A 24,434-nucleotide genomic window follows, 5' to 3' on the forward strand; every position below is an offset into this window, starting at 1 on the left:
GAACATGGCACTGCAATCGCTCGATATCAAGGCCCGTTCCGCCACCACCACCCCGCCGCCCAGGGCGCGCGATCCGATTCATGTCGCCAAACTGATCGACATCTCCAAATGTATCGGCTGCAAGGCCTGCCAGGTGGCGTGCATGGAGTGGAACGACCTGCGCGACGAGGTCGGCACCAACGCGGGAACCTATGACAACCCGCGCGACCTCACCGCCCAGTCGTGGACGGTGATGCGCTTCTCCGAGGTGGAAGTGGAGCAGGGCCGGCTCGAATGGCTGATCCGCAAGGACGGCTGCATGCACTGTGAAGACCCGGGCTGCCTCAAAGCGTGTCCGGCGCCAGGGGCGATCGTCCAGTCCGTCAATGGCATCGTCGATTTCCACCAGGAGCACTGCATCGGCTGCGGCTACTGCATCACTGGCTGCCCGTTCGACATTCCGCGTCTGTCGAAGAAGGACAGCAAGGTCTACAAGTGCACGCTGTGCTCCGACCGCGTGGCCGTGGGAATGGAGCCGGCCTGTATCAAGACCTGTCCGACTGGTGCGCTGGTGTTCGGCACCAAGGGCGACATGATCCGTCATGCGGAAGGGCGCATCGCCGACCTCAAGGAGCGCGGCTACGCCAATGCGGCACTGTACAACCCCGAGGGCGTCGGCGGCACGCACGTGATGTACGTGCTGCAGCACGGCGACAAGCCGGAGCTGTACGCGAACCTGCCGAAGGATCCGCACATCAGCCCGCTGGTCAGCCTGTGGAAGGGCATCGCCAAGCCGTTGATGAGCCTGGGAATCGGGCTGGCGGTTTTTGCCGGATTCTTCCATTTCGTCACGGCCGGACCCAAGGAGGTGGAGGAAGAGGAAAAAGCGGATTGAGCCGCGCCATTCCCGATCTTTCACCCGACATCAAGGAGCGATCATGAGTACGATGATTCAACGCTACACCGCGCGGGAACGCAGCAACCACTGGGTGGTGGCGATTGCCTTCATTCTTGCCGGCCTCTCGGGACTGGCATTGTTCCACCCGGCCTTTTTCTTTCTCACGNATCTGTTCGGCGGCGGCCCCTGGACGCGTATCCTGCATCCCTTCATCGGCGTGGTGATGTTCCTGTTTTTCATGGTGATGGCCGTGCGATTCTGGGGGCGCAACCGCTTCACGCCCGCCGACCGCGAATGGCGGAAGCGCATCGGCGATGTGCTGTGCAACCGCGACCAGGGCCTGCCCGAAGTCGGCAAGTACAACGCCGGGCAGAAAATCCTGTTCTGGCTCATGGTGGTGAGCATCCCGGTGCTGCTGGTTTCCGGTGTCGTCGTCTGGCAGCCGTGGTTCGCACCGTTTTTCCCCATCGGAGTGCTGCGCGTGGCGGTGGTCGTGCATGCCCTGGCAGCCTGGATCATGATCCTCGGCATCGTCGTCCACGTCTATGCCGCGATCTGGGTCAAGGGAACGGTCCGCGCGATGACGCGTGGCACGGTGTCGGCCGCCTGGGCGAAGCAGCATCACCGCGCCTGGTACCGCGAGATGACCGGCAAGTGATTAATGACGGCCTCACACAAGGGATACGCTAGCGCATATGACCACCACTCTCCTGCAACCCGGCCAGATCGAAGCGGCGGCCGGCAGCATTCCCGAATTGCGGCTGCCGCCCGCCGACCTGTTCCTGATGCGTGCGCGGAGGCTGGAACAACTGGCCGCAGGGCATACCCTGGGCAACTACCTGCGCTTCGTCGCCCACCTTGCCCATGCCCAGCAGAAATACCTCGATACCGGCCTTGCGGCGAGCCTGCCTGCGCCTGAACTGCTGGCGCAATGCCGCGAATACCGCATGCCGCCACTGGCTCCGGCCGGATTGGCTCGCCCCTCCGGGTGGCGCGATACGGCGCGACACCTGGCCCTGGCGGTTCAAGACTCACTGCCCCAGGCTGGCCAAGCAGCGTTGCAGCCTGTCCTGGAAGGCCAGGATGCCTGGCTGGAGGCGCAAGCCGGGTACCTGCTCGATGGAAGTCTGCACGAACTGGATGCCGCCGCGGCACCGGTGATCGGCGCTGCCCTGCAGGTGCACTGGGTCCATCTTGCGCGCCAGCTCGATTCCACCCAGGTTGCGCGGCCCGAGCATCCCAGCCTGTGCCCGGTATGCGGCTCGCATCCGGTCAGTTCCGTGGTGCGTATTGGCGGCGCCGAAAACGGCCTGCGCTATCTGCATTGCGCGTTGTGCAGTTCGGAGTGGCACGTTGTGCGGGCCAAGTGCAGCAACTGCGACAACACCCGCGGTATCGTCTACCATCATCTGGAAGGCGGCGACAACGGGGTGCGGGCCGAGAGTTGTCCGGAATGCCAGACCTATCTGAAAATCGTCCTCCAGGACAAAAATCCGCAGGCCGATCCGGTGGCCGACGATCTCGCCAGCCTGGCGCTCGATCTGCTGATGGACGAGACGGGCTTTGTCCGCAGCGGGATCAACTGGTATCTGATTCAAGGCAGCGTGTGAAAGAGTCCGTATAAAGATAAAGAGAGCCATACCGCTGTATAGCGCCAATTCATAAACCGCAAAGGGATGGTCTATCGTGCATAGCGCCCCGCATCTCCGCCCCCCCTCGATCGACCGCGTCCTCAACTGGACTGCCGTCGCCCCGCTCATCGCCGAATACGGCCGCGAACTGGTGCTCGCCGGTGCGCGCAGCGTGCTCGATTCGGCCCGTCAGGCCGCGCGCGATGGCGCACAGGCCGACTACACCGAGCCCACCCTGACGGCCCATCTTGCGGCGCATCTGGCGCAGCGCAACGCGTCACGCCTGCAGCGGGTGTTCAACCTCACCGGCACCGTATTGCATACCAACCTGGGCCGCGCAACGCTGCCGGAAGAGGCGGTGGACGCCTTGATCATGGCGGCACGCCATCCCTGCGCATTGGAATACGACCTCGCAAGCGGTGGCCGCGGCGACCGCGACGACGTGGTCGAGGGCGTGCTGTGCGAACTCACCGGCGCCGAGGCGGCTACCGTGGTCAACAACAACGCCGCCGCAGTGTTCCTGCTCCTGAACACGCTGGCGATGCGGAAACAGGTGATCGTCTCGCGCGGCGAACTGGTGGAAATCGGCGGCGCCTTCCGCGTGCCCGACATCATGAGCCGGGCAGGGGCCAGGCTGGTGGAGGTGGGTACCACCAACCGTACCCACCTGCGCGATTTCGAAAGTGCCATCGGCCCGCGCTGCGCCATGCTGATGAAAGTGCACACCAGCAACTATGCGATCCAGGGTTTTACCGCCAGCGTGCCGGAGGCGGAACTGGCGACACTTGCCCACGCCAGCGGGCTGCCTTTCGTGGTCGACCTCGGCAGCGGCACGCTCACCGATCTGGCACGCTTCGGCCTGCCGCGCGAACCGACCCCGCAGGACTCGATCGCCGGCGGTGCCGACCTCGTGAGCTTCAGTGGCGACAAACTGCTGGGCGGACCGCAGGCCGGCATCCTGGTCGGCAGCCGCGAACTGATCCGCCGCATCAAGAAGAATCCGCTCAAGCGCGCACTCCGTGTCGGCAAGCTCACCCTGGCTTCGCTGGAGGCGGTGCTGCGCCTCTACCGCGACCCCGACCGCCTGCCCGAACGGCTCACCGCGCTGCGCCTGCTGACACGGCCGCAGTCCGATATCCACGCGCAGGCCGAGCGTCTGCTGCCCGCATTGCGAGGCGCGCTCGCCGGCTGGCCGGTCGGCGTGACGGTCGAGCCCGCGCTGTCGCAGATCGGCAGCGGCTCGCTGCCGGTGGACCGCCTCGATGGCTGGGCGCTGGCGGTGAAGCCATCCACGCGCAAGACCGGCGTGCTGCACGACATCGAAGCCGCGCTGCGCGGCCTCCCGGTTCCCGTGATCGGGCGCATCGCCGACGGCGCGCTGCGGCTCGATCTGCGCTGTCTCGCTCCGGGCGACGAAGCCGCCTTCGCCACGCAACTCGCGCAGCTGATTCCAGGTAGGCCCTGAGAGAGGGAGAGCACCATGCAAAGACGCGAATTCCTTTGGTCCTCGGCGGCGCTCGCCGCGGGCGTCATGTGGCCGGCCCGGCGGGCGGCTGCCGCGTTCACGCCGTCCCCGGACAACGGCTGGCGCCGCTTCGAGGTCACCCACCGGGTCGAGGTGCTGCAGCCGGAAGGCACCACCCGTATCTGGCTGCCGCTGCCCTCGGTTCAGGAGGAGGGCTGGATCCGCACCATGAGCAACCTGTGGCAGGGCAACGCGCTGACGGCGCGCCTGCTGCGCAATCCGGAGTACGGCGCCGAGATGCTCTACGCCGAATGGGCGCCGGGCGAGCAGCCGGTGCTCGAGTTGACCAGCCGTTTCGCCACTCGCGACCGTGCCATCGGCCTCGAACGCGCCGCCCGGCCCGCGCCGCTGTCGCGCGCCGACCGCCAGCTCTATACCAAGGCAACCAGGATGCTGCCCACCGACGGCATCGTCCGCGATACCGCACGCGGGATCACCCGCGGCGCCAGGACTGACGAGGCCAAGGCGCGCGCCATCTACCAGTGGGTGGTCGACAATACCTTCCGCAATCCGAAGACGCGCGGCTGCGGGATCGGCGATATCCGCTTCATGCTCGAATCGCGCGATCTCTCCGGCAAGTGTGCCGACCTTAACGCACTCTATGTCGGGCTCGCGCGCGCGGCCGGCCTGCCGGCGCGCGACGTCTACGGTATCCGCGTCGCCGATTCGCGCTTCGGCTATAAAAGCCTGGGCAAGAGCGGCGACATCAGCCGCGCGCAGCACTGCCGCGCCGAGGTCTGGCTCGACCGCCACGGCTGGGTGCCGGTCGACCCCGCCGACGTGCGCAAGGTCGTGCTCGAGGAGTCGCCCGGAAACCTCGCGCTCGACGATCCGAAGGTGACGGACGTGCGGCGCCGCCTGTTCGGTTCCTGGGAAATGAACTGGCTCGCCTACAACACCGCGCACGACCTGCCGCTGCCGGGCTCGCGCGATGTCACCGTGCCCTTCCTCATGTATCCGCAGGGCGAGACCGCCGCCGGCCTGCTCGACAGCCTCGACGCGTCGACCTTCACCTATCGCATCACCTCGAAGGAAATCACCGCACCCGTATGATCGTCGGAACCGCCGGCCATATCGACCACGGCAAGACCACGCTGGTGCATGCGCTCACCGGCGTCGACACCGATCGTCTCGCGGAGGAGAAGGCGCGCGGCATCAGCATCGAGCTCGGTTACGCCTACCCGCTGCTGGAAGGCGGCGGCGTACTCGGCTTCGTCGATGTCCCCGGCCACGAGCGCTTCATCCACACCATGCTCGCCGGCGCCGCCGGCATCGACTTCGCGCTGCTGGTGGTGGCCGCCGACGACGGCGTGATGCCGCAGACGCGCGAGCACCTCGCCATCCTCGATCTGCTCGGCATCGAGCGCGGCGCGGTCGCGCTTGCCAAGGCCGACCGCGTCGATGGGGTCCGCATCGCCAAGGTCGAGCATGACCTCGAACAGTTGCTCGCCGACACCGCGCTCGCCGGAAGCCCGGTGTTCCCGGTATCGGCCGTGACCGGGGAGGGCGTCGCCGCGCTACGCGACCACCTCCACGCGGCGGCGCAGGCGATGCGGCGCGCAGACGAAGCGGGTGGCTTTCGCCTCGCGGTCGACCGCAGCTTCAGTCTCAAGGGTGCCGGTACCGTCGTCACCGGCACCGTGTTCGCCGGCCGCGTCGCGGTAGGCGATGAACTCATGGTGACGCCGTCGGGAATGCCGGTGCGACTGCGCGGCCTGCACGTGATGAACCGGCCGGCGCGAGTGGGGCAGGCTGGCCAGCGCTGCGCGCTCAATCTTTCCGCTATCGGCAAGGACGAGATCGCGCGCGGCGACTGGATCGTTGCGCCGACGCTGCACGCGCCGACCGCGCGCTTCGACGTGCGGCTCGATCTCGCGCCGCAGGCGCCCGCGCCGCTTGCCCACTGGGCCGCGGTCCACCTGCACCTCGGCGCGGCGCACGTCATGGCGCGTATTGCGCTGCTGCAAGGCGACAAGCTTGCGCCCGGTGAATCCATGCTCGCCCAGCTGGTCACCGATCGTCCGCTCGGCGCGTTGAACGGCGATCGCTTCATCCTGCGCGACGCCGAGGCGCGCCACACCCTCGGCGGCGGCATCGTACTCGACCCCGATGCGCCGGCGCGCAAGCGCAAGACGCCGCTTCGCCTGGCCGCGCTTGCCGCGCTGGAAACCCCCGATATTCCGCAGCGCCTGGCAGGTCTGCTCGATCTCGGCGGCGTGAACCTCAATACGTGCGGCGTGCACTGGAACCGCACCGATCTCGCCGGGCATCTGCCGGCCGACAGCACGCGCGTCAGCGCCGGTCACGAGGACTGGGCGTTTTCCGGGGTGTACTGGACGAGCCTCAAGGACAAGCTCCGCACCGACCTGGCCGGCTTCCACGAACACTTCTCCGACGAGCTCGGCCCCGAGGCCGCGCGTGCGCGCCGCATGTTCTTTCCCAAATTGGCCGCGCCGGTCTTCGCGGCGCTGACCGATGCCGTGCTCGCCGACGGCAGCGTGCGGCGTAGCGGCGCCTGGCTACACCTGCCGACGCATTCCGTCGAATTGAGCCGCGAGGACGAGGCATTGTGGCAGCGTGTCCGGCCCTGGCTCGCCGAGTCGCCGCTCGACCCGCCCTGGATGCGGGATCTGGCGAAAAAGGCAGGGCGCGACGAGGCGTCGATGCGCCGCCTGTTGCAGAAGCTCGCGCGGCAGGGCAAGCTCTACCAGGTCGTGCGCGACCTGTTCTACCTGCCCGAGGCCGTTGCCGAGTTGGCGGGGTGGGTGCAGGAACTGGAGCACGCCAGCGGCGAGACCCGTGCCGCGGAGTTTCGCGACAGGAGCGGCCTTAGCCGCAAGCGCGCGATTCAGGTGCTCGAGTTTTTCGACCGGGTGGGCTACACGCGGCGCGTGCGCGAAGCCCACCGGTTGCGCAACCTGGGGCTGTTCGGGGGGGGCGCGCACAGGATTTGAAACAAAGGTTACAAACGGAAGGGATGCGTTCCTGGTGGTGCGGCCGGACTTCAAATCCGGTTGGGGGTGTCAGTCGCTCCCGGGTGGGTTCGACTCCCACTCCCTTCCGCCATTTTTCGTCAGCATGGCAATCCAGGATGCCCGCTGGCATGTTCTGCAAAAGCGCTGGCGCCGTACGGGCAGGCTCAAGGGGCAGATGGCCTGGCTGCCTGTCCACCACATCATCCTGTAGCCTGNCAGCATCAACTATATTTCAAGGGCGAAATCGCACGGTCGACACCGCATGCCGCGGAGTCCCGGCCGCGCGATAACCCGTTGTACGGGGCTCCGCCAGGAGAGGCCTGATGTCGAGGAAAGCCGCCACCACGAATCCGCAGCAGATCTGGCAACAGCTGTTGCGCAACGCGCCGATGTTCATCCTCGACGTGCGTAACCGCGACGAGTTCGAGCGCTGGCGGGTCGAAGGCCCGCATTCCGTTCCCGCGCTCAATATCCCTTATTTCGAGCTCCTCGACCTGGAAGGCGAGGAGGATGTCATCGAAGCCGTGATACGCGGGGTGAAGGCGAAACTCATGGCGCAGCTGCCTACTGACCGCCTCATCCTTGCCGTCTGCGCCGAGGGCAATACCTCCGCTTACGTCGCGGAAGGGCTGCGACGCCTGGGTTTCGATGCGGCGAACCTGGAAGGCGGCATGGAGGCGTGGGGCAACTTTTGCGCCTGGCACCCGGTCGAGCGGAACGACCGCTTTTCGCTTTACCAGATGGTGCGCCCGGCGCGCGGCTGCCTGAGCCACGTTCTGGTGAGCGGGCATCGCGCCGCAGTCTTCGATCCCGCCCGCCACATCGGGATTTACCATGAACTGGCCGCCGCGCTGGGTGCGCGGATCGAGCGGGTGCTGGATACGCATCTCCATGCCGATCATCTGAGCGGCGGGCCGGCGCTGGCTCAAGGCGACCATATTCCCTACCATCTGCATCCCTATGACGCCATCCATCCGCTAGACATGCTGCCCGCCCGCGTGGCATACCGGCCGCTGGAGGCGGGGCAGACGCTGCGTATTGGTCTGGCCGAGGTGAGGGCATTGCATTTTCCCGGCCATACCCTGGGGATGGTCGCCTTTCTCATCGAGGGACGTTATCTGCTGAGCGGCGACAGCCTGTTCCTGGAATCCGTCGCTCGCCCGGATCTGGGCGGCAAAGCCGAGGCATGGACGCCCTTGCTGTACGACTCGCTGAAACGGATGACAGAACTGGCGGACGAGACGGTGGTGCTGCCGGCCCATTTCAGCGATATCGCGGCAGGTGATGGAAGCGGCGTCTTCCACGCCACCCTGGGGGAACTCAAACAGCGCAATCCGGGCCTGCTCAAGCTGGCTGAGGGTGAAAAGGCTTTCTGCGACTACATCCTGGCGAATCTGCCGGTGTTTCCAGCGGCCTATGTCGAGATCAAGCGGGCCAATACCGGCCTGGTCAGTCCGGATGAACGCCAGGCACAGGAACTGGAACTGGGAAAAAACATCTGCGCGGTGGGGAAAACAGTTGAAGCTCCGGCAGCCAATCCCGAGTTGCATGGAATTTAATTAAAACAGCTTGTTGTGGGCGTTACTTAATGTTTAACACCACATTTATTCCTGATTGATTCATACATCCATTAAAAAACAATGTGTTATTGATTGAATTTCAATTTGATTCTATATGAATCGTGGAATTATTGGTCGATGTTGACAATGTCGCCCCGTTCATCGGTGCCGAGCGGTTCTTCGGTATCGAGCTGATGCTGCAGCACGGCGAGATCGGCTTCGGAGGCATCGCTGCCGGTATGTGAGCGGTGGACGATGCGCTCACGCAGGGTGGCGACCGCAGCCGGGAAATCGAGGATATGGAATTCGGCCTGGTAGGTGCGTGCGGTTTCACGCAGCAGGTCGCGTTGCCAGCGCGCGATGAAGGTGGCGTCGACAATGACCGGCCAGCTGGCGCCGAGCGCCTGGCCAGCGAGATCGGCCAGCTGGCGGTAGGTTTGCCGGGTAGCATCGGCGGCGTAGAGGCGCGCCCCGATCTCCGAGCCGCTGCGCGCCAGGGCGTCGAGCCCGGCCAGCCGTTTGCGTTCGACGTCTGAGCGCAGGCGGATGGCGCCGGGAGCCTGCATCAGGGCGCGGGTGACGGTGGTCTTGCCGGAGCCCGACAGGCCATGGGTGACATCGAGGCGCGGGGGCTGGGGACGCGTCAGCGACGTTGCCAGCCCCAGCAGCGTGCGCGTTTCGGCGAGCGCGGCGTCGCGCGCCGGGCCTGCGGTCTGTCCGCTGCGTATCGCGGCGACCTTGGCGCGCACCAACGCGCGGTAGACCGCGTAATAGCGCAGCAGTGCCAGTCCCGCATAATCGCCGGTCCGTTCCAGCCAGATGTTGAGAAACAGCCAGGCCCAGTCCGCGTGGCCGCGTTGCAGCAGGTCCATGTAGGCAAACGCGGCCTCGGACTGGATATCGATCCAGCGCAGTTCGGGATTGAATTCGAGGCAGTCGAACACCAGCAGCTGGTCGTCGACCCAGGCCAGGTTGCCGAGATGCAGGTCGCCATGGCATTCGCGGACGAAACCGTCGCGTTTGCGCGCGGCCAGCAACGGCGTCAGGCGGGCGTGTTCGGTTTCGCTCCAGCGTTGCAGGGTATCGAGTTGCTGCCGGTCAGCCGGGGTATCGAGGCGCGGCGCGATCTGCAGGAAGTTCTGCATCACCGGCTGCCAGATGGTGTCCGGGCTGCCCCATGGGTGGTCCGCCGCGGCACGCGCGCACTCTTGCAGATGGAAGCGGGCGATGGTGCTCGCGATGGCTTCGACCTGCCGTGCAGTCATTTGGCCCTGCGCATCGAGCCGGTCGAGCGTGGCGTCCGGCGGGAACTGACGCATTTTCACCGCGTATTCGAAGGCCGCGCCGGCGCCGTTGATGCGCGGGGCGGCGGGGGTGCCGGTGATGGGCACGACGTCGAGATAGATGGCCGGCGCAAGGCGGCGGTTGAGCCGCACTTCGTCGCGGCAGGTGTGCAGGCGCTTGTCGAGGCTGCTGAAATCGAGGAAGCCGAGGTTGAGCGGCTTCTTGATCTTGTAGGCGAATTCGCCGGTGAGCAGGACGTAGGAAATGTGGGTTTCGATCACCCTGACCGGTCCCGCCGCGTGGTCGTAGCAGGCCGGGTCATGCAGGCTGCGGATCAGTTCTGGCGTGCAGCTCATCGCTTCCGGCATCGCATCCATGCCTGCCTGACCGTGGCGCGCATCCTTACAGCTGGCGCGCGTAGTCGTCCAGCTGCCGTTTCGCCGCATCGAAGGCGTCGCGCAGCGCAGCGTAGGCGTCTTCGTTCTGCTGCTTGTCCACCACGATTTCAGAACCGGGTACGCCAAGGTCGATGCGGACGTTGAACAGCTTGCCTTGCTGCTGATGCTTGGCGGGCTGCTCGACCACCACCCGGCAGCTGACGATGTCGGCAAAGATCTGTTCGAGCTTTTGCACCTTGTCGCGGATATGCGTGTCGAGGGCGTCGGAATGGGGAATGTCGCGGAAGGTGATTTGAAGCGGGGTTTTCATGCAGGGCTCCGTGGGTTTTGGAATAAGGATGAAGCTGGGTTGTTTTGTTGCGGTTACATTTTTGGGTGATCTTCCTGGGCGTACTGCTTTTCGCGCTGCTCCTGGCACACGATGCAGCGCTTGGCGGTCGGGTAGGCCATCAAGCGATTAAAACCGATCTCTCCGCCGCAGTCGATGCACGCACCGTATTCCTCATTCCTGATGCGCAGGAATGTGGCCTCGATGTCCCGCAAGCGCTGAATCTGGCGATCCAGAATCGCCACGTTGAAATCCGCCAGCGCATTTGCTATCGATTCGTCACCGCTGTCGCCGGGTTCGCTATTGAGCAGGTCGATGCGATGCTGATCACCCGAATTTTCCAGTTCTTCGCGCACTTCGCGCAACAACGTCTGATACTCCGTTTTGAGTTTTTCGACGAGTTGATCGAGCTGGGATTGATGAAGTGCGGCCATCTAGCCTCCTGCGCGTATCGGACGGGAACTGCCTGCCGGGAAGGTCAGGATAACAAGCTGTCATTTCAATGCAATTATGAGGGATATTCGTCTTTCGATAGAAACCGCAGGATGAATCCTGCCTGTAAATGGGTTGGCTGCTTTGGTTCCCTCTGGCTTTTTTCGACGGCTGGGCCGCGTATGGCGGAAAAAAAAGCGGCGCCGACAAGGCGCCGCTTTTGCCTGAAATTCGGGAAATCACTGGATCGCCAGTTTCCTGGCCGAGCTGACCGCTTTCTTCGGCAAACTCAGTTCCAGCACACCGTCGCTGTATTTGGCCTGGGCTTTGGCTTCATCCACGTCGTGTGCCAGCGTGAAGCTACGCACCACCTTGCCGCTGTAGCGTTCTGAGCGCAATACCTTCTCGCCCTTTTTCTCTTCCTTTTCCTCCTTCGTCTCGGCGCTGATCGACACCTGGTTGCCGTCGATGCTGACGTGGATGTCGTCCTTTTTCACGCCAGGAATGTCGGCGTGAACGGTATAGGTATCGTCACTCTCCTTTACGTCCATCTTGATCTGCATCTGGGGTCGACCTTCGAAGGCAACCGGGCGGACGAAAAAGCCTTTGAACAGGTCATCGATATCTTCAAGCGGATCGATACGGCTCAGGCTGAACGGGTCATAACGGGCAAGCTTGCTCATGGATTTCTCCGCATCAAATGAGTGGATGGAAAAAAAAGCAGCTACCTTGGCAGCTACCTTTTCAACCCTAGACCATCGGGAAGGCATATCAAGCCATGCGCACCCCGATCCTTTCTCCGGCGGAGCCGTGGCACGGCCGTCGGCGATTGCCTGACGCAAGGTCTCGATACGTGGCTGCGCAAGACGCCGGAATGCATGAAGGCCGTCCTTCCCCGGACCTATCGCTCCCACACCACGCGCAGCAGGTTCTCCCGTTCGTTGTAGTGGTACTCCAGGGCGCCCTGGTAGGCATGGTGCAGCGCTTCGCCGATTCCGCGGGCGAGATGAATGTCGGTGGTGGTGATCTGGATGCCGTCATCCCGATCCTCGATCCTCATGATCCGCTTCAGCGGATGCTCCGCCTTGGCACGGGCCTCCTCGTTCCTGGCCAGCTGCAGCAGTTCCTCGCGATGATTCCCGAAGAACGGTCCGTTCACGGTCACATAGCCGGCCGGGAGTCCGTCGTGAATACGGTGACACGCCGGGCAGGTCTCCTCATGAGCCCCGGCTGGCCTCGCCAGCCATTGCCAGCGCCCATCGTGGAATACTGCGCCGCATTGCGGGCAAACCGTGGGTTCCGGCGGCTTGCGCTTGTCCTGATAGGCGTCGTGGCGCGTTTCCTGGATCAGGCGGTCGCGGCGGATGGGTTGAAATCCGGCGAATTGCTCTTTCATATTGCGCTCCTTAATAATGAAGACAAGGAATCCAGGCGGGACGAACCGCAGCCGGCTTCTTGCGTAGCGTCGCCGGGCCGCCGGCGAATGCGGGTCGCTACCTTCCCGAAAACGCCGGGTGTCTGCTGCAGGCGGTGGGGCAGGCATCCATCGCGGCAGGCTAGGATTGGCGTTCCAGCGCGATTCCAGCCAGCTCGACAACCACGCCCAGCGCAAGCACCAGCAGTCCGGCCCATATTTCGGGAGCGAATACCATCAGCACGCCGCCCAATCCCACCAGCACGCCTGCCAGGACACGCCTCGATCGCCGTTTATTCAACATGCCGTTATCCCCCCGTCCTTGGGCCGGCTACTCGTAACGCAGAAAATCTTCAGCGAGGGTGTCGGCGCCAAACTGCTCGATCAGCATTTCGATTTCCGACAGCAGCGTGTCGCCCTCGTCGTCTTCCAGCGCACCGTCTCCCACCATCCTGGCACCCAGCCCGGCCAGGATGGCATCGCGGATCGTCGCAAGCGTGGGTGGGTTTTCGCGGTTCTCGTCGTTGATCACTACCTCGATCGCGCGCGAGAGCGATTCGCTGGCGGCGACCTGCGTGAAATAGACGGCAAGCGCGGTTGCCCCGAACTCCTCGATGAGCGCGTCCAGTTCGTCGAGCAGCGATTCGCTGACGTCGAAATGATGCATGCGTTCGGCCTCGTTGAAATCGGCCGGCAGCAGGTCACCGAGAAAGCGGCGCACCGCCATCAGCGTGACGGGTTGTTCGCACTCCGGATTGTCGATCCGGCTTCGGAGCAGTGCCGACAGAGGCGGGCTGACGCGACTGGCAACATCGATGGAATTTCGGGTCATGGGTTTTCCTGCATGTGCGGGGCCGCATGGATGGCATAGTGAGTTTTTCAATCTCACTGCTTATATCAAGGTATAGCAGAAGCCTGTTTCGGGGCACGCGCCTGACGTCGCCGTATCGCGTGGTGAAATTCAATCACCAGGCGAGGCGGCCACCCGTTCGCCGCAGGGGCGGCTGGCGTCAAGTGCGGACAGGCAAAGCGCTTCGCTGGCTATCGGGCGGATTCTTCCGGGTGCTGGCATCGTTTTCATAATATGCCAGACTCAAAAGGAACGACGCCACAGCAGAAAGGCAGGACGCATGGAACCCAAGGAATGTTTTTACCAGGAACAATTCGGCTACTGCTGGCTGTCTGATGGACGCTGGCTGTTTCAGGCGGTGGATGTGCAGGGGGAGCAAGTAGGTAAACCGGTCGGGGTCGAATTGGGGGAACTGGTCTTCCATCACGATCAGGATGAAGAGCTGCATTAGCGCGCATTGATTCCGGGCGCCGGCGACGCAGATTTCATTCCCGCAGCGGTGCTTCCTGCGGATCGATTCCTTCAATCTGCGGGATGTCCCTTTGCGGGTGCTTCCTGATGATCCGCTTCAGCGTATCGTCTTCCCTCGGGCTATGGCTGCTGCGCTGCTGCATTCCGGATTCAGGCGGCTCAGCCGTTGCGATCGTGCCTGGTTCGGGATGTCCTGCAAACAGCTCTGCCTCGGCGGCAAGCCAGTCTTCAAGATCGAAGCCATGGGCATAACCCCGCCGCATGAACCGGTAATAAGCGGCCTCGCGAATCATGCTCAGACGTTCCTCGTGTGCGGGATTGGACTGCCATGCCATGTCGGAGCGGCCTGGCTGCATCGCGGGTGTCCTTGTCTTTCCAGCCATTGCGGTTCCTCCGTAGCGGGTCGTGCTGCTATCCGTGCCCAGGTCTGTCGATATGTTTCCGTAATCACTTTTCAATATAGCAATCATCCGGCCGGCATACAGGAACATATGTCAGGTTGGTCGGCTGTCTTCTTGGGCCATGGCCGTTCGCGGTTTCAGACACGGTGGCTGGATTGATCTATACAGAAATGAAGTGAAAGTCGTCTTCATACAAGGGCAGTACTTTTTAATCGCATCTCTTATGGAGAAACAACCATGAGCACTCGACATGCAGGTGGCGAAACCGATTCCGAAGACGTAGCCAAAGAGCAGTTGATAGCCGACTTCAAGACGGCGATGTCAGATGCGGAGGCACTGATCAAGGCCACGGCCAACCAGGGCGGCGAGGCACTGGCGACAGTGCGCGCCAAAGCGGAAGAGTCGCTCGCCGCGGCGAAAGCCAGGATGGCCGATGCCGAAGCGGCGCTGCTCGTGCGGGCCAAAGCGGCAGCCAAAGCGACCGACGTCTATGTCCACGAGAATCCCTGGAAATCGATCGGCATCTCCGCGGGGCTCGGGCTGTTGATCGGTTTCCTCATGGGCCGCCGCTAGCCGCCCGGTCATGAGCGAAGAAACGCCGGAGGGAAGCAAAGGACTGTTCGACTCGCTGAAAGGGCTTGCCGCCAGCCTGATCACCATTGTCCATACCCGGATCGATCTGCTGTCGATGGATCTTGAGGAAGAGCGGGAGCGGCTGTTGTCCGTGCTGGTATTGATGCTGGTTGCGCTGTTCTGTCTGAGCGTGGGCGTGCTGCTGCTGGCGATCCTGGTCGCGATCGCATTCTGGGATAGCCACCGGCTTCTGGCATTGGGCGGACTGACCGGAATTTTCCTGGCAGGCGGCGCGGTGGCATTCGGCGTTGCGCGGTACAAGTTGAAAACCAAACCGAAATTGTTTGCCGCAAGCCTGGCTGAGTTATCCAAAGATCGGCAGCAGCTGGGCCATCCTTCATGAACAGAAAATCAATCCGGCTGGCCGAGCGCCGCGAACGCCTGGTGGTGCAGGCTGCCGCTCAGCGTACGGCGCTGGCGAAAAACCTGGAGCCCTGGCGCGCGCCACTGGCGTTGGCGGACCAGGGCGTGGCCGCACTGCGTTACGTCAGACGCCGCCCCGCCTTGCTGGTGGGCGTCATGCTCATGGTTGCGGTGTTGCGCCCGAAACGTCTGGGCCGAGGGCTTGGCCTCGTCTGGGGCGCGTGGCAGTTGGGGCGTAGATTGCTCAGGCGTTGAACGAAGGGCAAGCCGGATCGGGTTCTCTCTCACCCTTCAACGGGGCTGTCACACAGCTGTTTTTTTTCTCATGCTAAGCTGGCCCGCGTCGTGCAAGAACCGAAATTGAGCTGTCGCCGAGGGCTCATGCCGGCATCGGCACTGGTCGTGGAACACTTTTTCGCTGTGCTCGAAAGCGGCGGTGCTCATCGTGGAGGACGAGGGCAGTTTCACACGCCATGCCGGAGGTCCAGGCCGCAAGGCCGTTTCTCGGCCCTGTGCAGCGCATGAAGGAGTCAGTACACGATGCAAGCGAACCCGCTTTCCGCCGAAGCGTTGCAGCAACTCCACGCCTACTGGCGTGCCGCCAACTACCTTTCCGTCGGCCAGATCTACCTGCTCGACAACCCGCTGTTGAAACAGCCGCTCACTCTGGAGCACATCAAGCCGCGCCTGCTGGGCCACTGGGGTACCACGCCCGGTCTCAATTTCATCTACGCGCACATGAACCGGGTCATCCAGCGCGATGATCTGAACATGATCTATATCGCCGGTCCCGGCCACGGCGGGCCGGCGATGGTGGCCAACACCTGGCTGGAGGGTAGCTACAGCGAGTTTTATCCCAACGTTTCCCAGGATGCAGCAGGGATGGGACGTCTGTTCCGGCAGTTTTCCTTTCCCGGTGGCATCCCCAGTCACGTTGCGCCGGAAACGCCGGGCTCGATCCACGAAGGCGGGGAGCTGGGTTATGCCGTGTCTCACGCCTACGGCGCGGTATTCGACAATCCCGATCTGATCGCCTGCTGCGTGGTGGGTGATGGCGAGGCGGAAACCGGGCCGCTGGCGGCGGCCTGGCATTCCAACAAATTCCTCAATCCGGAAACCGATGGCGCGGTGCTGCCCATTCTGCATCTCAACGGCTACAAGATCGCCAATCCGGCAGTGCTGGCCCGCATCAGCCCTGACGAACTGGAAAAACTGTTCATCGGTTATGGCTATACGCCTTATTTCGTCGAAGGCGACGACCCTGAAACCATGCATCAGAAAATGGCCGCCACGGTCGACACGGTACTCGCCGAAATCAGGGAAATCCAGCGCAGGGCGCGGGAAGAGGGCGATATGACACGGCCGCGCTGGCCCATGATCATCCTGCGCACCCCCAAAGGCTGGACCGGGCCGAAGGAAGTGGATGGGCTGAAGACCGAGGGATTCTGGCGCTCGCACCAGGTGCCGCTGTCCGCGATGGCGAGCAAGCCCGAACACGTGAAATTGCTTGAATCATGGATGCAAAGCTACCGTCCGGACGAGTTGTTCGACACGCGCGGCGCCCTGATTCCGCAACTGGCGGCACTGGCGCCCAAAGGGGCGCGCCGCATGGGGGCGAACCCGCACGCCAACGGCGGTCTCCTGCTGCGCGAATTGCAGCTGCCGGATTTCCGCAATTACGCAGTGACGGTGGATCGGCCGGGCCATGCCGAGGCCGAGGCCACGCGCGTGCTGGGGGGCTTTCTGCGCGACGTGATGGCCGGCAACATGGACACCTTCCGCGTCTTTGGCCCGGACGAAACCGCGTCCAACCGCCTCGATGCCCTGTTCGAGGTCACCGGCCGCACCTGGGTGGCGGAGCGCTACGACTTCGACGACCATCTCGCGGCGGACGGCCGGGTCATGGAAATTCTTTCCGAGCATACCTGCCAGGGCTGGCTCGAAGGGTATCTGCTGACCGGGCGGCACGGTTTCTTTTCCTGCTACGAAGCCTTCATCCACCTCGTGGATTCGATGTTCAACCAGCACGCCAAGTGGCTCAAGGTCACCAGCATGGAAATCCCCTGGCGACGGCCGATAGCCTCGCTCAACTACCTGCTCACCTCGCACGTCTGGCGCCAGGACCACAACGGTTTTTCCCATCAGGATCCCGGTTTCATCGACCACGTGGTGAACAAGAAGGCGGACATCATCCGCGTCTATCTGCCGCCCGACGCCAACACCCTGCTGTCGGTGACGGATCACTGCCTGAGAAGCCGCAACGACATCAACGTGATCGTCGCCGGCAAGCAGCCAGCGCCGCAGTGGCTGACGATGGATGCGGCAGTGAAGCACTGCAGCAGCGGCATCGGCATCTGGGAATGGGCGAGCAGCGACGAAGGCGGCGAGCCGGATGTGGTGATGGCCTGCTGCGGCGATGTGCCGACGCTGGAAACCCTGGCTGCGGTCGATCTGCTGCGCCAGCTCGCCCCTGAATTGAAGGTACGCGTAGTCAATGTGGTGGACCTGATGACCCTGCAGCCGAAAGAGGAGCATCCGCACGGCCTGACTGACAGGGATTTCGACGCCCTGTTCACCGTGGACAAACCCATCATCTTCGCCTATCACGGCTATCCCTGGCTGATCCACCGCCTGACCTATCGGCGCACCAACCACGACAATCTGCATGTGCGCGGCTACAAGGAGGAGGGCACCACCACCACGCCTTTCGACATGGTGGTACTGAACGACCTGGATCGCTTTCATCTGGTCGCGGACGTAATGCATCGGGTGCCGAAGATGCAGGCCCGTGCCGCCCATATCAAGCAGGCCATGCGCGACCGCCTGGTCGAACACAAGCAATACATCGAGCGCTACGGGGAAGACATGCCGGAGATCCGCAACTGGCAGTGGCCTTATTGATGTCCATCCTCGTCATCAACAGTGGCTCGTCCTCGCTCAAGGCCAGCCTGTTCACGGCGGATGGCGACAGGCGGAATTTCCGTTTCGAGCATATCGGCCAGGGCCGCTTGCCCGATCACCGCGCCGCGTTCGCCGCCCTGATGCGCGAGCTGGGTGCGGAGACGCCGGCGGCGGTGGGCCACCGTCTGGTGCACGGCGGTGAAATCACCGAAGCGGCCCACCTGATCGACGATGCCGAACGAACGCGCCTGGAATCCATCGTTACACTCGCGCCGCTGCATCTGCCCGGCAATCTGCTGGGCGTGGACTTGTGCAGGGAACGCTTCGACGTGCCGCAAATCGCCTGCTTCGACACCGCTTTTCACGTCACTCTGCCGGAACTTGCCCGGCGTCTGCCGATTCCGCAATCGCTCGGCCTGCGCCGTTATGGCTTTCATGGGCTGAATTACGCCCATGTCGCGCGGCAGTTGCCGCGACTGCTCGGCGATGCCGCCCGCGGCCGGGTGGTGGTGGCGCATCTTGGCAACGGGGCCAGCCTGTGTCTGCTGGAAAACCTTCAATCCGTGGATACCAGCATGGGCTACACCCCGGCGGGCGGCATCCCCATGGGCACGCGCAGCGGCGACCTCGACCCCGGCATCATGCTGGAATTGGCCCGGCGCCTCGGCGGTGATGAACTCGCCGACCTGGTCTACCGCCGCATGGGACTGCTCGCCTTGTCGGACGGCGAAAGTAGCGACATGGCCCAACTTCTGGCCAGCGCCACACCCGTTGCCCGCTTTGCGGTGGACTATTTCAGCAGGCAGGTGCGCGCCGCCATCGGCGCCTATGCGGCCAAGGCGGGAGGCATCGACGCGCTGGTGTTTACCGGCGGCATCGGCGAACACGCCGCGCAGGTTCGCGCCGCGATCTGCGAGCCCCTGGATTTCATGGGGTTTCGTCTCGACCACGAAGCCAACTTGCGCAACGATATTTGGCTCAACGAGCGGATGGCCAAGCCGGTATTACGCATCCCGGCTGACGAGGAAAGCATGGCCCACGGGCTGGTTCTGGAGATACTTAGTGGAGGCACACGCTGACCGTGATTGAAACGCTGCAGTGACGTGCCGGAAAAACAGCCGGTTTTGCCGACGGCTGGATGCGGGTTTCCGAGGCGGAACGGATCGCCGCTTTGCCTTGGCTACTTCGCATAATGTATATTAGCAAATCCTGATATACTCCCCTTTGGAGAAACGCGTAACTCAAGACTGCTGCGGGATCGCAGCATCCAGACTGGTTATGTCCATGTCCCTAGTTAAACCTGGGGAGGGATATGATCAAGTTCACTGTACTGAGTACGAAGGGCGGGGTCGGTAAGACCACACTAGCAGCAAATCTTGGTGCACTCATGGCGGACATGGGGCTGAGAGTCCTGCTTGTCGACGCTGATGTGCAGCCCGCGCTATCAAAATATTACCGTATTAAGCGCGAAGCTCCGTTTGGCCTTACAAAAGTCATCACCACCGGATATGTCACTGAGGATTGCATCTCTCAGACGGTAATCGATGGGCTCGATGTAATCCGGTCGGACGATCCAGATGGCAGTCTCCAAACCTGGCTCCTGCATCGGATTGATCGCGGCGAACGACTTGGCAATGCCCTAAATTCCCCCGCCGTATCCGAGGACTATTACGACTGTGTCTTAATCGACACGCAGGGAACCGTAGGCCCACTGCAGGACACTGCCGCACTCGCCGCCACGCAGATCATTTCCCCAATCAAGCCGGAAATTCTGTCAGCACGTGAGTTCAAAACGGGAACGATGGAATTGCTGGCGCGGCTTGAGCCCTCACCAAACTCGAAATACAGGGTAGGGCCGGTCAAGGCAGTCATTTCGATGCAGGACCGGACTGCCGACGCGAGAATCATCGCGGAGTCGATCAGACAGGACTTCATCAAGCTGGGCGGACGGGTCACGGTCCTCGATACGATAGTCCCAGACGCCAAGTCCTACAAGGAATCAGCCACCCTGTGCATCCCCGCACACCGGCATGAGCCGTCGCGCAAGGGCACGATGCCGTCTGCCTATGAAACCATGCACGCTCTCCTCTGGGAGTTGGTGCCGAGCCTTGCAGGGCATTACGCCGGATCGGAGGCAGCACAAGACCAAAGCCGTGACGGAGCTAAAGCATGATGGCGGGCGGAAAGAAAAAGCCCCCACTCATGAACATTCCGAGTTCGATCAAGATGGTGGACTTGGCTTCCAAGCATGGGTTTACCCCAAAGTCCGATTCTAAAAAGCGGACGGTACGGGAGCGCCTGAAGCTGGAAGTGTCCAACAGTCTGAACGTGCCGGCGCCAAACAGCGGGAGCGACCTCAAGCACGACACTGAAGTCGATGACTCGTGGGCGAGTCTTCCAGTAACCGCCGTTCACTTCTATGAGCGAAATCCCCGCAAGGCGAACAACGAAGCCTACGCTGAGCTGAAGGAGAGCATCCGGGTCAACGGAATCCTCCAACCCTTGACTGTCACCAAGCGGCCGGGAGAAACCCATTACATCCTGTACGCAGGTGGCAATACCCGCCTGCAGGCCATCCGAGAGTTGTGGGAAGAAACCGGGGATCCGAAGCTCCGCGAAACCCGCGTCATCATCAAAGCCTGGCGCGGTGAAGCATCCGTTCTGCTGGCCCACATGGCCGAAAACACCCAGCGCAACGATATGACCTTCTGGGATCGTGCCAACGGGACGCTGGAAATCAAGCGGCAGATGGAAGAGGAGAGCGGTAAAACACTCTCTCACCGGGAGTTTGAAGCCGAAATCAAGAAATTCGGCCTCCAGACTGATCTGCGAACACTCAGTATGTACCGATTCGCAGTCGAAAAAATTGCCGATGTCGGCCCGTGGCTTTCTGGTTTATCCGTGCGAACCATCCAACCCCGCCTGAACCTGTTGTTGAAGCTGGCTAATCATCACGATATTGAAGAAGGCGCTTTCTATGCCGAGGTGGTCACGCCAACCGCAAAGATCATAGCCGGCATGGTTCTGCAAGAGAGCCATACGTTTACCGCAGAACTGTTGCTTGGTCGATGCGGGGCCAGCCTATCTGCCCGGCTGGAATTGAATGAGCGGGATATGGGCAAGATGCTCACCGCCATGGAACGCTTCCCCGACATGACCCTGGAAGGCTTGCAGCGTATATGCAAGCCCCAGCGTCCGGTCGATCCTTCTATTGGAGGCATCCAGACTCAATCCACACCAGAGTCTGCCGGCCAGAAACCGGGGAAATCTTCACAGCCCATTGCCCTTGCGCCACGATTGCCCGGGAGTACCACTCTCACAAAGCAGGCCGCAACAGAACACGGTGAACGCAGCCAAAGAGTGAGTTCAACGGCTTCCCATTCCACAGTCAGTTCCCCCCCGATCCCAGCTGAGAGTGGAGAGCCGGACCGGTTGATGACCTTGATTCAGCAAGTGCTTGTCTCCGCCGGCATCGGCTCCTGCTATGAGCCTTCACCTGGCATGCCCATGGGGTATTGCATGGGATTCCCCAAGGATGGCCCACTTGACTTGAACGAGAACGCGCAAAGCCGCCAGGCTGCATGGTGGGTGCTTGCGATGGCAAGCGGACAGTTCGAACCGGAAGTGTGCCGGTCTGGCCTTGAAGAGCCCAATGAGTGGCGCACCTTGATCCTGGAAGAGGGGAGCCAGGAAACGCTGGGGGGCTTGGAACTCGCCATCCAGCACAACATTGGTGGCCAGGGTGAGTTTCTGCCAATTCCATGGCTCCTGAATCCGGACAACCCAATTGCCGGCGTGTGCCTGGAGTTGCTCTCGGCCATTCGCGGAGGGTCTGGATCATGATGATGGTTCGCGTCACCGACAATACGCTTAGAGCGTCGCTGCTCATGCATTTGATCGAGCAGCTTGAGCGTGGCGACCTTGCCGTCCTGCTGGAAAAGGGCGTTTGTCCGAGGTCCATGGATCGGTTGCGAGGTCTCGCCATCAATGACATTTTGCACTTGGCCTCATCAGGCCATCCCGACATCCATTTCTCGATCGACGAAGGCGGTTTCGAACTCGGCATCGAAACCCTGTATCGGCGCAAGGTGGAAACCGAGCATCTGGTGTATTGCATCCAGAATGGCGCCAGCCAGTCGATGCTGAACCAACTGTTCCCGTCGACCGACCTGCGTGTCATCCAGACCTACCGCAAGCTCCTCAAGAATGACCGCAAAATCGGCCGTATCGCGCTACCAGATGAAAGCATCCGCGATCTGATCCATCAATGCTGGTTCGGGATGGGTGAGGAATACCCCGAGGTCACCACTCTGCGCGAAAAAATCATGCTTCTGCATGGGTTCTTCAGCAGCTATTCCCTCGACGCGCTGTACGCCACCGTCAATGAGTTCAACGAACCCCAAAGGAAGCACCATGGCCAGAAATAAGAGCCGTGTCACGCCTCCGGACTGTCTGCCAATGAATCCATCGACAGACGATCAGGCCGTCTACGACACGATCAGCCCAGCAATGTTGCTGGACATATTCGATGAGCCAATCGTGTTCCAGCGTGCCTATGTGGGTCTGACAGGCAGCGCTGTGGCAGCACTGTTCCTGTCATATGCGATCTACACGACAGACCGACTTCCGAAAGAGGCGGAAGGCTGGTTCAGGAAGACCGGGGATGAATGGAAGGCTGAAACGGGACTGACCCGCTTCGAGCAGCAAACGGCTCGCCGCATCCTGCGGGAGCTGGATATTCTGATTGAACGGCGGGCGGGCTTGCCGGCCGAGCTTTGGTTCAAGATTCGAATTGATCGCATTCTTGAGCTGCTGTCGGATCAGGCAGAAGCCAAGTGGGGGCAGGTCATCTAGGACCAGATGATGCCCCACGCATACGCCATAGCTGCCAAATCGAGTCAGGTAAACGAAAACCTGGCCATGGGGGTGAAAGACCTTCTGTCGGCGCTTGGTAACCGCTATGTGGCGTATTACCCCTCCCTCGCCGAATTGACGGGTTCGCCCAAAGCCGCCCTGATGCTTGGACACGCCATGTTCATGACTCGTGTGGTCCTGGACAAGCAGCCCAATCGCGGAGGGTGGTTCTGGAAGACCTCGAAGGAATGGAAGCAGGTCGCCGGATTGAGCGTCCGGGAGCTTGAAACATCTCGTAAAGTGCTATTAAAAGACGGCATCTTGCAGGAATCAAGGCGTGGCATGCCAGCCAAACTCTGGTTCAGGGTCGATCTTGACCGTCTGGCTTTGAGGCTGTGCCAGTATGCCAATACCACCTACCGTCCCTGGTCATGGGAAGACCGGGTGCTGAAAACGCTGCTCGGTAAACCGGTGATGTTCTACGCTCCGTTCGCGTGGGCGGCGGACAGCGCTTTGGCGGGTCTCTATATGTCCAGCCTGTTCAATCGGCTGCGGCAGACATTATCCCGGAACGAAGTTGACGAGGCAGGCTGGTTCAGCAGCCCAACCAGCCAATCACTGATCCATCTCCATTTTGGCCGTCGCATGTTGATGAATGCCCGAGCCAAACTGATCGAGTCCGGCATGATGGAAGAGGTGCGGGAAAGCCGTATGCAATCCCAGTTGTTGTCCCGGATTATGTTAAAAACGCTGCCGGCCAAAATCTGCCTGGAAGCCAATGAATTCCACAGTTTGTCGGAATCCAACAAACTAGATTGTCGGAATCCGACAAACAAGAGTTGCTCAAAACGCGTAACAAGAGTTGCCGGAACCGTAAAACAAGAGTTGCCGGAACCGCAAGTCAACAGTTCACCTTTCCGCGAAACAAGTTCTGCGGAAACGGCAACTCACTCTAATAAGGAAATAAATACTCCATACCACCCCCTCCATAACAGCCTGGAGGGGGTGGGCGTATTCGATTTCCCCAAAACCATCCGGACTGCGCCAGCAAGCGCTGACCTGGAAAACCTGATCTATCCGGACAAGCTGCTTCCCGGCGAGAAACAGACCGCACGGAAGATTCTGCACGGCAGCCCCAATCCTCAACTCATCCTCGACGAGCTGGCAGGCCAGATGCAGGACGGCCACGTCAAAAACGCGATCGGCTACCTGCGAACTCTGAAAACCAGACAACAGGCCGGGACATTTGAGGCTGAGTACGCCCATCGGGTTTCAGCAGATCGAAAGCGCCGGCAGGAAATACTGGAACAGCGAAAGCGCCTGATCGTTGAGCCACAAACACAGTTTGCGACAAACCGGGATTCCGCCCGGATCAAGCTGACCGAACTGCGTCAGACCATTTGGGGAAAGAAATGACCAGAGCCACGGCTACAGGAAGTGAGGGTGATGGTAGTGCCATCACCGAAACAGGCAACCGGAAGGTGGCGCAACAGGAAGTGAGGGTGATGGTAGTGCCATCACCGAAACAGGCAACCGGA

At 61.9% G+C, this 24,434-nt stretch carries 26 protein-coding genes and 1 tRNA gene; 19 read left to right on the top strand and 8 right to left on the bottom strand.

The features are described 5' to 3' along the window. Positions 1 to 4 precede the first annotated feature (4 nt). From fdxH to B059_RS0112775, 8 genes are all read left to right on the top strand, one after another. The gene (fdxH, locus tag B059_RS0112735; protein WP_018078643.1) at positions 5 to 874 is read left to right on the top strand and encodes a formate dehydrogenase subunit beta; all 870 of its coding nucleotides are present in this window, start codon (positions 5 to 7) and stop codon (positions 872 to 874) included. A gap of 52 nt (positions 875 to 926) precedes the next feature. After that, positions 927 to 1,535, top strand: a complete 609-nt coding sequence (locus B059_RS0112740) for a formate dehydrogenase subunit gamma (protein ID WP_473242994.1) — start codon at positions 927 to 929, stop codon at positions 1,533 to 1,535. 37 nt (positions 1,536 to 1,572) lie between these two features. Further along, a complete protein-coding gene (gene fdhE, locus B059_RS19045) occupies positions 1,573 to 2,487 on the top strand; it encodes a formate dehydrogenase accessory protein FdhE (RefSeq protein ID WP_018078645.1) in 915 nt (304 codons plus the stop codon). A gap of 76 nt (positions 2,488 to 2,563) precedes the next feature. Next, positions 2,564 to 3,973: an L-seryl-tRNA(Sec) selenium transferase gene (gene selA, locus B059_RS0112750; RefSeq protein ID WP_018078646.1), complete on the top strand. Its 1,410-nt coding sequence runs from the start codon at positions 2,564 to 2,566 to the stop codon at positions 3,971 to 3,973. Positions 3,974 to 3,988: 15 nt separating this feature from the next. Beyond that, on the top strand, positions 3,989 to 5,086 hold the full coding sequence (locus B059_RS0112755) for a transglutaminase-like domain-containing protein (protein ID WP_018078647.1): 1,098 nt from the start codon (positions 3,989 to 3,991) through the stop codon (positions 5,084 to 5,086). Next, positions 5,083 to 6,987 (top strand): selenocysteine-specific translation elongation factor, encoded by a 1,905-nt coding sequence (gene selB, locus B059_RS0112760; protein WP_018078648.1) that lies wholly within the window; start codon positions 5,083 to 5,085, stop codon positions 6,985 to 6,987. Before B059_RS0112755 ends, selB begins: the two co-directional genes overlap by 4 nt. A gap of 16 nt (positions 6,988 to 7,003) precedes the next feature. Further along, a tRNA-Sec gene (locus tag B059_RS0112765) sits at positions 7,004 to 7,099 on the top strand. A 232-nt stretch (positions 7,100 to 7,331) separates the two neighbouring features. Next, positions 7,332 to 8,567, top strand: a complete 1,236-nt coding sequence (locus B059_RS0112775) for an MBL fold metallo-hydrolase (protein WP_018078649.1) — start codon at positions 7,332 to 7,334, stop codon at positions 8,565 to 8,567. 128 nt (positions 8,568 to 8,695) lie between these two features. On the opposite strand, the gene B059_RS0112780 is transcribed toward B059_RS0112775, so the two are convergent. The 7 genes from B059_RS0112780 to B059_RS0112810 all read right to left on the bottom strand — a co-directional run bounded on the left by B059_RS0112780 (position 8,696) and on the right by B059_RS0112810 (position 13,255). Then, a complete protein-coding gene (locus tag B059_RS0112780) occupies positions 8,696 to 10,228 on the bottom strand; it encodes a bifunctional aminoglycoside phosphotransferase/ATP-binding protein (protein ID WP_018078650.1) in 1,533 nt (510 codons plus the stop codon). A gap of 25 nt (positions 10,229 to 10,253) precedes the next feature. Continuing rightward, positions 10,254 to 10,559, bottom strand: a complete 306-nt coding sequence (locus B059_RS0112785) for an HPF/RaiA family ribosome-associated protein (RefSeq protein WP_018078651.1) — start codon at positions 10,557 to 10,559, stop codon at positions 10,254 to 10,256. Between the two features lie 53 nt (positions 10,560 to 10,612). Continuing rightward, complete coding sequence (locus B059_RS0112790) at positions 10,613 to 11,011, bottom strand: TraR/DksA family transcriptional regulator (protein ID WP_018078652.1); 399 nt, start codon at positions 11,009 to 11,011, stop codon at positions 10,613 to 10,615. A gap of 237 nt (positions 11,012 to 11,248) precedes the next feature. Further along, entirely contained in the window at positions 11,249 to 11,692 is a 444-nt protein-coding gene (locus tag B059_RS0112795; protein ID WP_018078653.1) for an Hsp20/alpha crystallin family protein, read from the bottom strand. 218 nt (positions 11,693 to 11,910) lie between these two features. Beyond that, positions 11,911 to 12,405, bottom strand: a complete 495-nt coding sequence (locus B059_RS0112800; protein ID WP_018078654.1) for a BCAM0308 family protein — start codon at positions 12,403 to 12,405, stop codon at positions 11,911 to 11,913. Between the two features lie 160 nt (positions 12,406 to 12,565). Continuing rightward, the gene (locus B059_RS20815; protein ID WP_018078655.1) at positions 12,566 to 12,727 is read right to left on the bottom strand and encodes a hypothetical protein; all 162 of its coding nucleotides are present in this window, start codon (positions 12,725 to 12,727) and stop codon (positions 12,566 to 12,568) included. 27 nt (positions 12,728 to 12,754) lie between these two features. Then, positions 12,755 to 13,255, bottom strand: a complete 501-nt coding sequence (locus tag B059_RS0112810) for a hypothetical protein (protein ID WP_018078656.1) — start codon at positions 13,253 to 13,255, stop codon at positions 12,755 to 12,757. A 298-nt stretch (positions 13,256 to 13,553) separates the two neighbouring features. Between B059_RS0112810 and B059_RS21115 the strand changes: the two genes are divergently transcribed. Next, positions 13,554 to 13,724: a hypothetical protein gene (locus B059_RS21115; protein ID WP_018078657.1), complete on the top strand. Its 171-nt coding sequence runs from the start codon at positions 13,554 to 13,556 to the stop codon at positions 13,722 to 13,724. Between the two features lie 34 nt (positions 13,725 to 13,758). Here the strand turns inward: B059_RS21115 and B059_RS0112820 are convergent, their stop codons facing one another. Beyond that, positions 13,759 to 14,127, bottom strand: a complete 369-nt coding sequence (locus tag B059_RS0112820) for a DUF2934 domain-containing protein (RefSeq protein ID WP_211206911.1) — start codon at positions 14,125 to 14,127, stop codon at positions 13,759 to 13,761. Positions 14,128 to 14,382: 255 nt separating this feature from the next. Here B059_RS0112820 and B059_RS0112825 point away from each other — a divergent pair, with 255 nt between their 5' ends. From B059_RS0112825 to B059_RS0112870, 10 genes are all read left to right on the top strand, one after another. Further along, positions 14,383 to 14,718 (top strand): ElaB/YgaM/YqjD family protein, encoded by a 336-nt coding sequence (locus B059_RS0112825; protein WP_018078659.1) that lies wholly within the window; start codon positions 14,383 to 14,385, stop codon positions 14,716 to 14,718. A 10-nt stretch (positions 14,719 to 14,728) separates the two neighbouring features. Further along, on the top strand, positions 14,729 to 15,121 hold the full coding sequence (locus B059_RS0112830; RefSeq protein WP_018078660.1) for a phage holin family protein: 393 nt from the start codon (positions 14,729 to 14,731) through the stop codon (positions 15,119 to 15,121). After that, a complete protein-coding gene (locus tag B059_RS19050; RefSeq protein WP_018078661.1) occupies positions 15,118 to 15,396 on the top strand; it encodes a YqjK-like family protein in 279 nt (92 codons plus the stop codon). Before B059_RS0112830 ends, B059_RS19050 begins: the two co-directional genes overlap by 4 nt. A 285-nt stretch (positions 15,397 to 15,681) precedes the next feature. Then, positions 15,682 to 18,042, top strand: a complete 2,361-nt coding sequence (locus tag B059_RS0112840) for a phosphoketolase family protein (protein ID WP_018078662.1) — start codon at positions 15,682 to 15,684, stop codon at positions 18,040 to 18,042. Next, on the top strand, positions 18,042 to 19,121 hold the full coding sequence (locus tag B059_RS0112845) for an acetate/propionate family kinase (RefSeq protein ID WP_018078663.1): 1,080 nt from the start codon (positions 18,042 to 18,044) through the stop codon (positions 19,119 to 19,121). The genes B059_RS0112840 and B059_RS0112845 overlap by 1 nt, the downstream gene beginning before the upstream one ends. Before the next feature lie 233 nt (positions 19,122 to 19,354). Then, positions 19,355 to 20,215, top strand: coding sequence for a ParA family protein (locus B059_RS19055; RefSeq protein ID WP_018078664.1), 861 nt, complete (start codon positions 19,355 to 19,357; stop codon positions 20,213 to 20,215). Continuing rightward, positions 20,212 to 21,885 carry a ParB family protein gene (locus B059_RS19950; protein WP_018078665.1) on the top strand — a complete coding sequence of 558 codons (1,674 nt, stop codon included), beginning with the start codon at positions 20,212 to 20,214 and terminating at the stop codon, positions 21,883 to 21,885. The genes B059_RS19055 and B059_RS19950 overlap by 4 nt, the downstream gene beginning before the upstream one ends. Continuing rightward, positions 21,882 to 22,469, top strand: coding sequence for an STY4526/YPO1902 family pathogenicity island replication protein (locus B059_RS0112860; RefSeq protein ID WP_018078666.1), 588 nt, complete (start codon positions 21,882 to 21,884; stop codon positions 22,467 to 22,469). Before B059_RS19950 ends, B059_RS0112860 begins: the two co-directional genes overlap by 4 nt. Continuing rightward, positions 22,456 to 22,896 (top strand): hypothetical protein, encoded by a 441-nt coding sequence (locus tag B059_RS19955; protein ID WP_018078667.1) that lies wholly within the window; start codon positions 22,456 to 22,458, stop codon positions 22,894 to 22,896. Before B059_RS0112860 ends, B059_RS19955 begins: the two co-directional genes overlap by 14 nt. A gap of 6 nt (positions 22,897 to 22,902) precedes the next feature. Next, positions 22,903 to 24,312 carry a hypothetical protein gene (locus B059_RS0112870; RefSeq protein ID WP_018078668.1) on the top strand — a complete coding sequence of 470 codons (1,410 nt, stop codon included), beginning with the start codon at positions 22,903 to 22,905 and terminating at the stop codon, positions 24,310 to 24,312. The last annotated feature ends 122 nt before the right edge of the window (positions 24,313 to 24,434 follow it).

The sequence above is a fragment of the Thiobacillus denitrificans DSM 12475 genome, from assembly GCF_000376425.1.
Classification (GTDB): Bacteria; Pseudomonadota; Gammaproteobacteria; order Burkholderiales; family Thiobacillaceae; genus Thiobacillus; species Thiobacillus denitrificans.